Source organism: Luteibacter sp. UNCMF331Sha3.1, from assembly GCF_900109915.1.
Classification (GTDB): Bacteria; Pseudomonadota; Gammaproteobacteria; order Xanthomonadales; family Rhodanobacteraceae; genus Luteibacter.
The window spans coordinates 686,738-699,100 of sequence record NZ_FOBU01000001.1; the positions used below are offsets into that span (position 1 = coordinate 686,738).

Sequence of the window (12,363 nt, forward strand, 5' to 3'; positions counted from 1 at the left end):
GCACCCATCGCGGCCGAGGCCGCTCCCACAGGAACGCTTGCCGTCTGGCGCCCTGTCAGAGCAGCAGCTTCCGCACCCGCGCGATCGCCTCGATGAACCCGTCCACCTCGGCCTTCGTGTTGTAGAAGGCCAGCGACGCGCGCAGCGTGGCGGGCACGCCGTAGAACTGCATCAGGGGATGCGCGCAATGGTGGCCCGAGCGTACCGCGACGCCCTGCAGATCGAGCAGCGTCGCCATGTCGTTGGCGTGGGCGCCTTCGATCAGGAACGAGATCACCGGCTCCTTCTCCTTGGCGCGACCGAAGATCCGCAGGCCCGGGACCTCGTCCATGGCAGCCGTCGCATACGCGAGGAGATCCTGCTCGTAGGTCTTCAGCCGATCGAAACCGATGCCTTCCAGATAGGCGATGGCTGCCGACATGCCGGCGAAACCGGCGATGTTCGGCGTACCCGCCTCGAAGCGATGCGGCGGGTCCGCGAACACCGTGCCGTCGAAACGCACCTCGCGAATCATCTCGCCGCCACCGAAGAACGGCGGCATCGCCATCAGGTGCTCGCGCTTCGCCCACAGCGCGCCGGTGCCGGTCGGGGCAAGCATCTTGTGACCGGTGATCGCATAGAAATCGCAACCGAGGGCCTGAACGTCGATGGCGCGATGCGGTGCCGCCTGCGACCCGTCGACCAGCAGAGGAATGCCACGCTTGCGGCACTCGCGCGCGATCTCGCGAATGGGATTCACCGTACCCAGGGCATTGGACACGTGCGTGACGCAGGCCAGCTTGACGTCCGGCGTGAGCATCTCGATGTATTTTTCGAGGATGAGCTCGCCGTTCTGGTCGATCGGCGCGGCCTTCACCGTGGCGCCCGTGCGTTCCGCGACCAGCTGCCACGGGACGATGTTGGCGTGGTGCTCCATCACCGTGGTGAGGATGGCGTCGCCGGGCTTCATGCGCGGCATGGCGTAGCTGTATGCCACGAGGTTGATCGACTGCGTGGTGCCGGAGGTCAGCACCACCTCGTCGCGCGACGGAGCGTTGATGAAACGCGCCAGCGCATCGCGCGCGCCTTCATAGGCGGCCGTCGCTTCTTCGCCGAGCAGGTGCACGGCACGCGAAACGTTGGCGTTATGTTCGCGGTAGTGCCGGTCGACCGCTTCGATCACCGACATCGGCTTCTGCCCGGTGTTGGCGTTGTCGAAGTAGATCAGCGGCTTGCCGTGCACGGTACGCGACAGCAGCGGAAAGTCGGCGCGGATGCGCTCGACGTCGAGCGGCGCGGCGAGCGTCTCGGGCTTGGCGTTCATGGCGGGCTCCGGAGGTCTTAGTCGGCGGCGGGGCCAGTGGGCAGGTTCGCCACCAGCAGATCGCCAAGGTGTTCGCGCAGGGCTTCGTTCGGCAGCGATTCCAGCGCCGCGCGACAGAAGGCCAGCGTCAGCAGGCTGCGCGCCTGCGACAGCGGGATGCCGCGCGACCGCAGGTAGAAGAGCGACCGTTCGTCGAGCTGACCGATCGTCGCGCCGTGCGCGGCCTTCACCTCGTCGGCGTAGATTTCCAGCTCGGGCTTGGTGTCGATCTCGGCCTGACCGGACAGCAGGAGATTCTTGTTGCTCAGCGACGCGTCGGTGCCGTCGGCACCCTCGGCCACCACGATCGCGCCGCGGAAGACGCCGCGCGACCGTCCGTCGGCGATGCCGCGCCACAGGGCCTCGGAGGCCGTGTCGCGCGCCTGGTGCCTCACTTCCAGCTGCGTATCGATGTGCTGGCGACCCGAGAGGGCGAACACGCCACGGGAATCGAAACGCGCACGGTCGCCGTTCACGTCGGCCTGCAGCTCGTGACGCACGAGCGCACCGCCGAGTTCCAGCACGTGCACCGTCGCCGTGGCGTCGGCATCGAGGCGCGCATGGGTGCGGCGAACGAGCGTGGTGGCCGTCGAGGCGTCCTGCAGCACGACGAGGCCGAGACGGCCGTGCTCGCGGACCGAGATATCGGTCACCACGGTGCCGAGCTGCGCCGCGTCGCCGAGGGTGACGTAGTGCTCGACCACGTCCACGCTGGCGGCCTTGCCGATGTCGAGCAACAGACGCACGTGCCATGCGGTATCGGCCTGCCCTCCGCTGGAGACGTGCACCACGTGCACGGGCCGGGCGATCTCGACGCCGTCGTCGACACGCAGCACGAGCCCGTCCACGGCGAGCGCCGCGTTGAGGTGCGCGAATGCGTCGGCGGCGCCGTGACGGTAACGGTTGGCGAGCGCGAATCGCAGCGGCTCGGGATTCTGCGCCAGCGCGCCCGCCAGGGGCAGCAGCGTGACGCCGGCCGTCGTCGCCGTGGAAAGGTCGGCGCGGTACGTGCCGTCGACGAAGACGACGCGATCGCCGTCGACACCGGGCAGCGCGATCCGCGTCGCGTCGACGGCCAGAGCGCCGGCGGCACCGCGATCGGCGAGCGCGAGCGCGCGCTGTGCCAGCGCGCGGAGCGGGGTGTACTTCCAGGCCTCGCTCCGGCCTTCGGGAAGGCCATCGGCGGCGAAGCTGTCGAGGTTCTCGCGACGCGCGGCATCCAGCCAGGCGATGCCCGTCGCGGGAATCCCGGCGGCGGCATCGAGCGCCGCCCGCACGAACGGGGACGGCGCGTTCGTCATGCCGGCACTCCGGTGAGATCGGCCTTGCGCAGCTCGGGATGCTTCTCGGCCAGCCATGCGTAGCCCTGTTCTTCCAGCTTCAGCGCGAGATCCTTGTCGCCGCTCTCGACGATGCGGCCGCCCGCGAGCACGTGCACGAAGTCCGGCTCGATGTAGTCGAGCAGGCGCTGGTAATGCGTGACGATGACGAACGAGCGATCGGGCGAGCGCAGCGCGTTGACGCCCTCCGCCACCTGCTTGAGCGCGTCGATGTCGAGGCCCGAATCGGTTTCGTCGAGGATCGCGAGCTTCGGCTCGAGCACGGCCATCTGGAAGATCTCGTTACGCTTCTTCTCGCCGCCCGAGAAGCCCTCGTTCACCGCGCGGTGGAGCAGCTCGTCGGAGATCTGCATCACCTTCAGCTTCTCGCGCACGAGCTTGAGGAAGCGCATGGAATCGAGTTCTTCCTCGCCACGGAACTTCCGCTGCGCGTTGAGCGCGGCACGCAGGAAGTAGGTGTTGTTGACGCCGGGGATTTCCACCGGGTACTGGAAGGCGAGGAACACGCCGACCGCGGCGCGCTCTTCGGGCTCGAGCGCCAGCAGGTCGCGGCCGGCGAAATCGACCGAGCCGGCCGTCACTTCGTAACCGTCGCGACCCGCGAGCACGTTGCCCAGCGTGGACTTGCCCGCGCCGTTGGGCCCCATGATGGCGTGCACCTCGCCCGGCTTCACGGTGAGCGAAAGGCCTTTGAGGATCTCCTTGCCTTCGACGCGGGCATGGAGGTTGTCGATCTTGAGCATGTGCATGGCGAGACGGTCCAATCAGGGCGTGAGGTGCGAGAGCGCGTCGAGCGCGTCGTCGCGGCGGTCCCAGGGCACGAAGATGTGATCGTGCAGGAACGCGGAAACAGGATTGCAAGGGATGCCGCGCTTCGCGAGCGCGGCGGAAACGGCGGCCATCATGCCGACGGCGGTGAGACTGGACTGCACGCGCAGTGTGATGCACGCCCAGAGCATGGCGCCGCTGGGCGCGTCGTCCGGATCGACATCCACGATGAGCGTCGTGCCTTCGGCCTCGCGGAACATCATCAGCGCATCGGCCATGCGCTCGCGCGCCTTGTCGTGCGAGACGTGCAGGAAGCGCTTCGGCACGGGATCGAGCCCCGGATCGAGCGCGGCGAGCAATGCGCGCAGGTCCGAGATTCCCGGCGCGGTACCGGCGATACCCATCGTCAGCCCACCGCGCCTTCGAGCGACACTTCGAGCAGCTTCTTGGCCTCGACCGCGAACTCCATCGGAAGCTCGCGGAACACCTGCTTGCAGAAGCCGTCGACGATCATCGACACGGCGTCTTCCTCGCCGATGCCCCGCGACAGGCAGTAGAACAGCTGGTCGTCGGAAATCTTGGAGGTGGTGGCCTCGTGCTCGACGATGGCGCCCGGATTCTTCACTTCCATGTACGGGAACGTGTGCGCGCCGCACTGCTTGCCTATCAGCAGCGAGTCGCACTGCGTGTAGTTGCGCGCGCCGTCGGCACCTTTCTCGATCTTCACCAGACCGCGATAGCTGTTGGAGCTGCGGCCGGCGCTGATGCCCTTGGCGACGATCTTCGACTTGGTGCCCTTGCCGATGTGGATCATCTTGGTGCCGGTGTCGGCCTGCTGACGGTGGTGCGTGAGCGCCACCGAGTAGAACTCGCCCACCGAGCGATCGCCGCGCAGCACGCAGCTGGGGTACTTCCAGGTGATGGCCGAACCGGTCTCCACCTGCGTCCAGCTGATCTTCGAGTCCGCGCCGCGGCAGTCGCCGCGCTTGGTCACGAAGTTGTAGATGCCGCCCACGCCGTTCTCGTCGCCCGGGTACCAGTTCTGCACCGTGGAATACTTGATCTGCGCGCGCTCCAGCGCCACCAGCTCGACCACCGCCGCGTGCAGCTGGTTCTCGTCGCGCATCGGCGCGGTGCAGCCTTCGAGGTACGACACGTAGGAGTCGTCCTCGGCCACGATCAGCGTGCGCTCGAACTGCCCGGTGTTGATCGCGTTGATGCGGAAATACGTCGACAGTTCCATCGGGCAACGCGTGCCCTTGGGAATGAAGACGAAGCTGCCGTCCGAGAACACGGCGGAGTTCAGCGCGGCGAAGTAGTTGTCGCCGACCGGCACGACGCTGCCGAGGTACTGGCGCACCAGGTCGCCGTGCTCGCGGATCGCCTCCGACATCGAACAGAAGATGACGCCGGCTTCGGCGAGTTCCTTGCGGAACGTGGTGCCGACGGACACGGAATCGAACACGGCGTCGACCGCCACGCCCGCGAGCTTCGCACGCTCGTGCAGCGGCACGCCGAGCTTCTCGTAGGTCTCCAGCAGTTTCGGATCGACTTCGTCGAGCGACTTCGGACCGTCCTTCGGCGCCGAGTAATAGCTGACCGACTGGTAGTCGATCGGCGCGATGTCGAGCTTCGCCCAGTCCGGCTCGGGCATCGTCAGCCAGTGGCGATAGGCGGCGAGTCGCCACTCCGTCATCCACTCCGGCTCGCCCTTGATCGCGGAAAGCTGGCGAACGGTGTCTTCGCTGAGGCCGGGCGGAAGGCTGGTCGACTCGATGTCCGTGACGAAACCCGCCTCGTAACGACGGTTGAGGGCCGCTTCGACCTCGGCATTGTCGCGCACGGGCGCGGCCACTTCGCGTGTCATGTTCTCGCTCTCGTTCATACGTTCGCCTGCGCGGCCTTGGCCGCGTCAATGGCCGGCGCCACGGGGCGCGCAGCCAGCATCTGTGCCAGGGTCATGGCGCGCAGCACGCCGTCGATCGCCCCCGAGACGGATCGCCAGCTTCCGCTGACGCCGCACTGGGACTGACGCTCGCACTGGCCCTGGGCCGTGCTGCATTCGGTCATGCCGATCGGTCCTTCCATCGCCACCACGATGTCGGCGAGGCTGATCGCCTCGGCCGGCCGCGCCAGGCGGTAGCCGCCGTTGACGCCGCGGAACGACTCCACGAGCCCGGCGTGACCCAGCAGCTTCAGCAGCTTGGACACGGTGGGCAATTCCAGGCGCGCCTCTTCGGCGATCTGAGCGGTGCTCAGAACGTCGGCAGGGTGCGCGGCGATGCAGGTCATCACCACCGTCGCGTAGTCGGTCAGTCGGCTGACACGGAGCATGGGGGAAGGGGGACTTGGAAACCAGACCAAAATGGTACTGTTTTCGGGGCGGTGTTGCAATGCGGGCCCCGGGGGGGGGGCACCACGCCGCGCATCGCCTGGAGCGGTCGTGACCGGATCCGGCCACACAGACGATGCACCGATGTGGCAACTAGCTGCACCATTACGGTGCATAGGCCTAGCTTAGCGAGTGCTCTTGCCGCACCGCACAAGGCTCTTACGGCTGGCACGCATCCTGCTGACGCACTCGTATCAGCCAACGGGGAAGCGACGCCATGAAGTGGATCAACGCGATCATCAAGCCCTTTACGCTGGACGACGTCCGCGAGGCGCTCGCCGAAGTCGGGGTGCAGGGGATGACGGTAACCGAGGTCAAAGGGTTCGGGCGCCAGCACGGGCACACGGAACTGTATCGGGGTGCGGAATACGTCGTGGATTTCCTCCCCAAACTCAAGATCGAGATCGCGGTGACCGACGATCAGGTGGAACGCGCCATCGAGGCCATCGGCACCGCGGCGCGCACGGGCAAGATCGGCGACGGCAAGATCTTCGTCATCGACCTGGAACAGGCCATCCGCATCCGCACGCAGGAGGTCGACGCCGATGCGCTCTAAGACCCTGGCCGCCCTTCCTGCCCTGCTTCCGTCGCTGGCCTTCGCGCAAGGCGCGACGCCGAAACTGGATTCCGGCGACACCGCCTGGATGCTCACGGCGACGATGCTCGTGCTCCTGATGACGATCCCCGGCCTCGCACTGTTCTACGGTGGCATGGTGCGCGCGAAGAACCTGCTCTCCGTGCTGATGCAATGCTTCGCGATCACCGCGCTCGTCACCGTGCTGTGGGTGGTCTATGGCTACTCGGTGGCCTTCGACACCACCGGCATGGCCGCGGGCACCACCAACCTTCACTCGTTCGTCGGCGGCTTCGGGCACGCCATGCTCGCCGGCCTCGCACCCGGCAGCCTGTACAACACGATCCCCGAAGCGGTCTTCGTGATGTTCCAGATGACGTTCGCCATCATCACGCCTGCGCTGATCGTCGGCGCGATCGCGGAGCGCATGAAGTTCTCGGCACTGCTCGTGTTCACGGCGCTATGGTTCACGTTCGTCTACCTGCCCGTCGCCCACATGGTCTGGGGCGGCCCCGGCTCCTTCCTCGGCGATCTCGGCGTGCTCGATTTCGCCGGCGGTACGGTCGTGCATATCAACGCCGGCATCGCGGGTCTCGTCGGCTGCCTGGTCATCGGCAAGCGTCGCGGCTATCCCGTCACCCCGATGCCGCCGCACAACCTCGGCTACACGCTCATCGGCGCGAGTATGCTCTGGCTCGGCTGGTTCGGCTTCAACGCCGGCTCGGCCGTCGCCGCCAACGGCAGCGCCGGCATGGCGATGCTCGTGACGCAGATCGCGACCGCGGCCGCGGCGATCGGCTGGACCGTGGTGGAATGGATGACGCATCGGCGGCCCAGCGTGCTCGGCATCGCCTCGGGCGCGGTCGCCGGACTCGTCGCGATCACGCCGGCCGCCGGCACCTGCGGCCCCGGCGGCGCGCTCGTGCTCGGCCTGCTCTCCGGCGTGATCTGTTTCTTCTGCGCCACGCGCCTGAAGCGTTACTTCGGCTACGACGATTCGCTCGACGTCTTCGGCGTGCACGCCGTCGCGGGCATCGTCGGCGCTCTGCTCACCGGCCCGCTCGCCGCACCCGCGCTGGGCGGGTTCGGCACCGTCACGGAACTGGGTGTGCAACTGTGGATCCAGTTCAAGGGCGTCGCATTCACCGTCGTCTACAGCGCCGTGCTCAGCTACGCCATCTTCAAAGGCATCGCCGTGACCATGGGCCTTCGCGTGGACGAGGAGCAGGAGCAGGTCGGACTCGATATCGCACTCCACGAGGAGCGTGCGTACAACCTGTCGTGATCGTGCCCGTCACCGCGGTCAGGGACGTACCGCGGTGACCTCGATCTCCACGAGGAAATTCGGGCTGACGAGGCCGGCGACCTGCATCGTCGAACGCGCTGGCAGGTTGGGCTGGGCCGCGGTACCGAAGAACTGCTTGTAAGCCTCGGTGAAGCCGGCGAAGTCCATCTTGCCACCCTTGGCCGGGTCGCCGACGAGGAAGACCTGCATCTTCACCACGTCGCCCATCGTCAGACCCATTTCCTTGAGCTGCGCCTCGATCGAGCGCAACGCACCGGTCGCCTGCGTTTTCGTGTCACCGTAGGCCTGCACACTGTCTTTGGGCGCGCTCGTATCGGACACCGGCGGAACGGCGCCACTGACGAACACGAGCGTCTTGCCGGCAGGTACTTCCACCGCGCCCGCGATCGGAAGCATCGGGTTCGCCAGCTTGTGCCGAACGACGTCGGAAGCGAGAGCCGGCGCGGAGACGGCGAGCAGCGTCGCGGCAAGTAGAAGGGATCGGGTCATGGTCGATGGCCTCGGGGTCGGTTGGGGGTGGTAGAACGGAAGGGTTCGACGTCGGCAGCGGTCACGGTGTCGGCGTAGTGATTGCCGAAATGCGTGCGGATGTAATTCACCACGTCGGCGACCTGTGCATCGGTCAGCAACATCGAGAACGGCGGCATGCCGCCCCGTCCGTTCATGACCATCACGACAGGATAGGCTTTCGCTGCCAGCTTCGGATTGGACGCAAGTGCCGGATAGTGCCCCGCGCCGACGGCCCCCTTCGCGTCCGCCATGTGGCACCCCTGGCACACGTGCGTGAACGTCTGCTCGCCCGTGATCTCGGCGGCGTGTTTCTGATCGATGAAACGCGGATCCATCGACTGCGCGTGGACAGCGGTGGCGATGCCCATCGAAAGAGCGACGATGACGGTCTTCATGAGCGGGCTCCTTCGATGGCGCGCCGGTGCACCATGTCGATCGCCGCGAGCGACGAGAGAACGGCGCCCTCCTGCCACGCGGGAAGATACGAAGCATGTTCGCCGGCCAGCACGATCCGTCCGTCCATCGAGCAAAGGTCCGCGTAGTGCTTCTCGCGCGCGGCGTCGGTCCACCAGCCGAAGCAACCCATGGCGAAAGGCACGCGATGCCATGCGATCGCCATGCCGCTCTCGAACGCGTCCGGAAACTGCGGGTGCACCTTCGCGCCGTACTCGATCGTCTTGCGGATGCGTTCGTCCGGATTCATCGCGGTGAACTCGTAGGCCTCGAGAAAGAACGCGTACGAAGCGAGCATCACGCCCTTCTTCGTGCCGATGCCGTGGCTCGGATACGCCATCATGCCGATGGGCAGGTCCGTCATCGTCACACCGCCGTAGATCGCGTCGTCTTCTTCCCAGAACCGGCGCTTGAACTGGATGCCGACTTTCGACGACGACATGTATGGCACCGCGGCGATCGCAGCCTGTTTCGCCGCCGAGACCTGGATCGGAATCTGGCTCAGCACGGACAGCGGAATCGTGCAGACGCACCAGTCGGCTTTCTCCCGACGTACGGCACCGGGCGACGCGGTGTCCTCGTAGCTGACGGTCACGCCGCGATCGTCCTGCGCGATCGCGGTGACCTTCGCGCCGTAGTGGATCACACCCTCGCCGATCTCGCGCGCGAACGCTTTCGCGATCGCGTCCATGCCGCCCACCGGTTGCAGCATCGCGGGCTGGTAATCGTAGAACTCGGCCATGCCGAGGCCCGTCCAGAGGCGCGCGTTCAGCACGTCCGATAGCCCCACGGGCTGAGAGAAGGCCGGCGCGGCGTCGGGGCCGCCGCCGGGGTCCTTCGCGTAGCCACGGTGGCCGCTGCTGTCCGGCCCTTTGACGTAGCGATACTGTGCATCGAGGCCGCCGAACTGCCGCAACGACTCGAGCAGGATTTCGCGGTCCTCTCGGCTGACCAGCTGGTCGAGACCGCCCTGGCCCGCCACCTTGGCGAGCAGGTCCGCGATTCCGCCGTGGAAATCGGCCTGCACTTCGCGCATGCGCTGAGGCTTGCCGCCGAAGGCGTCCTTCCCGTAGATGTAGGCGTTCTGATTGACCTGGATGAACGGCTCGAGCGCCACGCCGAACCGACGGCAGTAATCGAGCACACCGTGATGATGGTACGGAATGCGCCAGGGCCCCGGGTTGAAGTACATGCCCGGATCGAAGCGGCAGACCTGTCGCTGACCGCCCAGCTCGGTGAACGCGTCGCCCGGACGAAGCGTCCAGGTCCGTCCGCCGGGGCGGTCGTTGTACTCCAACACGCGCACCTTGTAGCCGGCCTTGCCGAGCTCGTAGGCCGCCGTCATGCCCGCGAGGCCGGCGCCGAGCACCAACACGGTGCCGTGCCCCGTGCCCTGGAGCGACGTCGGCGGTCGATAGGGCGATGCGGCCGCGATGCCCAGGCTGGTCATCGCCTGGTACATCATCGCCCCTCCGCCGGCGAGGCCGATCATGCGGAGGAGGTCACGGCGCGTGATGGAAGCGGTGCCCGTATCGTTCGCCATTGCAGTACCCCGGAAGGAACCCCTTGGGGCAGCATCCCAGATGGCGTCATGCGGGACAACTGGCCCGACGGTATAGCGTCGCGTCGACGCTGTGACACGTCGCCACAAAGGCTCTAAGCTCATCGTTCGTATCGCATTCGCAGACGCCGCATGACCGCCACGGAACGTTCCGCCGCACGCCTCGCCTGGGCCCGTCAGGTCACGGGCGACGCCACCCTGGACCTCGAACCCGCCTCCGCCGACGCCAGCTTCCGGAGCTACTGGCGCGGTTACGTCGACGGCCAGCCGGTCATCGTCATGGATTCGCCGCCCGACCGCGAAGACCCGGCACCCTGGATCGCGATCGGCCGGCGCCTTGCCGAGGCCGGCGTGCACGTACCGAAGGTCATGGTGGCGGACGAGGCGCAGGGCTTCCTGCTGATCGAAGACCTCGGCACGCGCACGTACCTGCCCGAGCTCGACGACGCCACCGTCGATGCGCTCTACGGCGACGCGCTCGACGCGCTGCTGCGCATGCAGATGCACGTGGATACCAACGGGCTGCCCTCGTTCAACCACGAGTGGCAGACGATGGAGCTCGAGATCATGCCGACGTGGCTTCTGCAGAAGCATCTCGGCGTGGACGTGGCATGCGAGGAATGGGACATCATCGAAGGCGCGTTCACCGCCATCATGCATGCCATCGACGAGCAACCGCGCGCGTTCATGCACCGCGACTACCACAGCCGCAACCTGCTGGTGACCACGGAACGTTCGCCCGGCGTCATCGACTTCCAGGGCGCGATGTCCGGCCCCATCACCTACGATCTGGCTTCGCTATTGCGCGATGCCTACATCGTCTGGGACAACGAGCGCGTCGAAGGCTGGGTCGAGGCCTATCGCCTACGCCTGCTCGACGCGCGCCTGCTCGACGAAACGATCGATACCGACCGTTTCCGCCGCTGGTTCGACCTCACGGGCCTGCAGCGACACATCAAGATCCTCGGCCTGTTCTGTCGCCTGCATTACCGCGACGGCAAGACGGGCTACCTCGCCGACCTGCCGCGCGTGCTCCGCTACGTGGTCGACACCGCGCGCCGTCACGCCGACGTCGCACCGCTGGCCGACTACCTCGAAGCGAAGATCGGCGACGGCGACATCCGCGTGGCGCGCGACGCATGAGACACGCGCTGATCCTCGCCGCCGGCCGCGGCGAACGCATGCGCCCGCTGACGGACAGCACGCCGAAGCCGCTGCTCGACGTCCACGGCAAACCGCTCATCGTCCACCACATCGAAAAGCTGGCCGCCGCCGACGTGCGCTACATCGTGATCAACACGTCGCATCTGGCGACGCGGTTTCCCGAGGTATTGGGCGACGGCTCCCGCTGGGGCGTGCGCATCCGTTATTCGTACGAAGGCCCGACACCGCTCGAAACCGGCGGCGGCATGCTTGCCGCCCTGCCCCTGCTGGGGCCCGAGCCGTTCATCGTGGTCAGCGCCGATATCTGGAGCGACATCGACTACGCGGCCCTGCCGCGTGAACCGGACGGCGTGGCGCACCTCGTCATGGTGCCCAATCCCGACTTCCATCCCGTCGGCGACTTCGCGCTCGCGGGCGGCCGACTGTTCGAAGGAGACGGCCCGGCGGCCGCCGAGCGGCTGACGTTCGGCAACGTCGGCGTCTATCGACGCGAGATCGTGGAGAGCGAAGCGCCCGGATGCTTCAAATTGCTGCCGATGTATCGCAAGGCGATCGCCGAAGGGCGACTGGGCGGCGAACGCTTCGACGGCTTCTGGCGGAACGTCGGCACACCGGCGCAGCTCGACGAGCTGCGCGGTGTCGTGGCCCGCTGACGTCGTCGTCGATCCCGCGGAACGTTACTGCACCGTCTCGGCGCCGATTTCCCGCAGACGTTCGTGGCCCAGCGTGAAGGCTTCGTTGAAGGCGCTGGTGATATCGACGAAATCGTGCGTGCCCGTCTTCGCTTCGATTTCCTCGCCGATGTGGTCGAGGATGCGGTAGCTACCGCGGTACAGCTGTTCGCCCGCGTCGCCATGGTGCTTGACTGCTTTGGCGACCACCCGGTACTTGGTGTGATTTTCCACTGCTTGTCCCTCCCCTATGCCCTGATACTGACTGGGGAAGATGACGGA

Annotated in this window: 14 protein-coding genes; 4 read left to right on the forward strand and 10 right to left on the reverse strand. The window is 66.8% G+C overall.

Annotation, left to right across the window (positions count from 1 at the left end; all coding sequences use genetic code 11):
- Nucleotides 1-55: 55 nt before the first annotated feature.
- Genes BMX32_RS03005 through BMX32_RS03030 form a run of 6 tightly spaced genes read right to left on the reverse strand, consistent with a single transcriptional unit; the run spans nt 56 to nt 5,784 of the window.
- Nucleotides 56-1,303: an aminotransferase class V-fold PLP-dependent enzyme gene (locus BMX32_RS03005; RefSeq protein ID WP_089974348.1), complete on the reverse strand. Its 1,248-nt coding sequence runs from the start codon at nt 1,301-1,303 to the stop codon at nt 56-58.
- A gap of 17 nt (nt 1,304-1,320) precedes the next feature.
- Nucleotides 1,321-2,643 carry a Fe-S cluster assembly protein SufD gene (gene sufD, locus BMX32_RS03010; protein WP_089974350.1) on the reverse strand — a complete coding sequence of 441 codons (1,323 nt, stop codon included), beginning with the start codon at nt 2,641-2,643 and terminating at the stop codon, nt 1,321-1,323.
- Nucleotides 2,640-3,425 carry a Fe-S cluster assembly ATPase SufC gene (sufC, locus tag BMX32_RS03015; RefSeq protein WP_089976873.1) on the reverse strand — a complete coding sequence of 262 codons (786 nt, stop codon included), beginning with the start codon at nt 3,423-3,425 and terminating at the stop codon, nt 2,640-2,642. The genes sufD and sufC overlap by 4 nt, the downstream gene beginning before the upstream one ends.
- 21 nt (nt 3,426-3,446) lie before the next feature.
- Complete coding sequence (locus BMX32_RS03020; RefSeq protein ID WP_089974352.1) at nt 3,447-3,854, reverse strand: ACT domain-containing protein; 408 nt, start codon at nt 3,852-3,854, stop codon at nt 3,447-3,449.
- A 2-nt stretch (nt 3,855-3,856) separates the two neighbouring features.
- Nucleotides 3,857-5,317 (reverse strand): Fe-S cluster assembly protein SufB, encoded by a 1,461-nt coding sequence (gene sufB, locus BMX32_RS03025; RefSeq protein ID WP_089976877.1) that lies wholly within the window; start codon nt 5,315-5,317, stop codon nt 3,857-3,859.
- Between the two features lie 14 nt (nt 5,318-5,331).
- Nucleotides 5,332-5,784, reverse strand: coding sequence for an SUF system Fe-S cluster assembly regulator (locus BMX32_RS03030; protein ID WP_089974354.1), 453 nt, complete (start codon nt 5,782-5,784; stop codon nt 5,332-5,334).
- A gap of 275 nt (nt 5,785-6,059) precedes the next feature.
- Between BMX32_RS03030 and BMX32_RS03035 the strand changes: the two genes are divergently transcribed.
- Complete coding sequence (locus tag BMX32_RS03035) at nt 6,060-6,398, forward strand: P-II family nitrogen regulator (RefSeq protein ID WP_089974356.1); 339 nt, start codon at nt 6,060-6,062, stop codon at nt 6,396-6,398.
- Nucleotides 6,388-7,701 (forward strand): ammonium transporter, encoded by a 1,314-nt coding sequence (locus tag BMX32_RS03040; protein WP_089974358.1) that lies wholly within the window; start codon nt 6,388-6,390, stop codon nt 7,699-7,701. The genes BMX32_RS03035 and BMX32_RS03040 overlap by 11 nt, the downstream gene beginning before the upstream one ends.
- Before the next feature lie 18 nt (nt 7,702-7,719).
- Here the strand turns inward: BMX32_RS03040 and BMX32_RS03045 are convergent, their stop codons facing one another.
- The 3 genes from BMX32_RS03045 to BMX32_RS03055 are packed head-to-tail and all read right to left on the reverse strand — an operon-like array spanning nt 7,720 to nt 10,228.
- Complete coding sequence (locus BMX32_RS03045; protein ID WP_089974360.1) at nt 7,720-8,211, reverse strand: RidA family protein; 492 nt, start codon at nt 8,209-8,211, stop codon at nt 7,720-7,722.
- Nucleotides 8,208-8,627, reverse strand: coding sequence for a c-type cytochrome (locus BMX32_RS03050; RefSeq protein ID WP_089974362.1), 420 nt, complete (start codon nt 8,625-8,627; stop codon nt 8,208-8,210). The genes BMX32_RS03045 and BMX32_RS03050 overlap by 4 nt, the downstream gene beginning before the upstream one ends.
- On the reverse strand, nt 8,624-10,228 hold the full coding sequence (locus BMX32_RS03055; RefSeq protein ID WP_170843546.1) for a flavin monoamine oxidase family protein: 1,605 nt from the start codon (nt 10,226-10,228) through the stop codon (nt 8,624-8,626). Before BMX32_RS03055 ends, BMX32_RS03050 begins: the two co-directional genes overlap by 4 nt.
- A gap of 150 nt (nt 10,229-10,378) precedes the next feature.
- On the opposite strand from BMX32_RS03055, the gene BMX32_RS03060 reads away from it, so the two are divergent.
- Both BMX32_RS03060 and murU read left to right on the forward strand, forming a co-directional pair.
- Nucleotides 10,379-11,389, forward strand: a complete 1,011-nt coding sequence (locus tag BMX32_RS03060) for an aminoglycoside phosphotransferase family protein (protein WP_089974364.1) — start codon at nt 10,379-10,381, stop codon at nt 11,387-11,389.
- The gene (gene murU, locus BMX32_RS03065) at nt 11,386-12,063 is read left to right on the forward strand and encodes an N-acetylmuramate alpha-1-phosphate uridylyltransferase MurU (RefSeq protein WP_089974366.1); all 678 of its coding nucleotides are present in this window, start codon (nt 11,386-11,388) and stop codon (nt 12,061-12,063) included. The genes BMX32_RS03060 and murU overlap by 4 nt, the downstream gene beginning before the upstream one ends.
- A 24-nt stretch (nt 12,064-12,087) precedes the next feature.
- On the opposite strand, the gene BMX32_RS03070 is transcribed toward murU, so the two are convergent.
- Complete coding sequence (locus BMX32_RS03070) at nt 12,088-12,315, reverse strand: hypothetical protein (RefSeq protein WP_089974368.1); 228 nt, start codon at nt 12,313-12,315, stop codon at nt 12,088-12,090.
- Between the last annotated feature and the right edge of the window lie 48 nt (nt 12,316-12,363).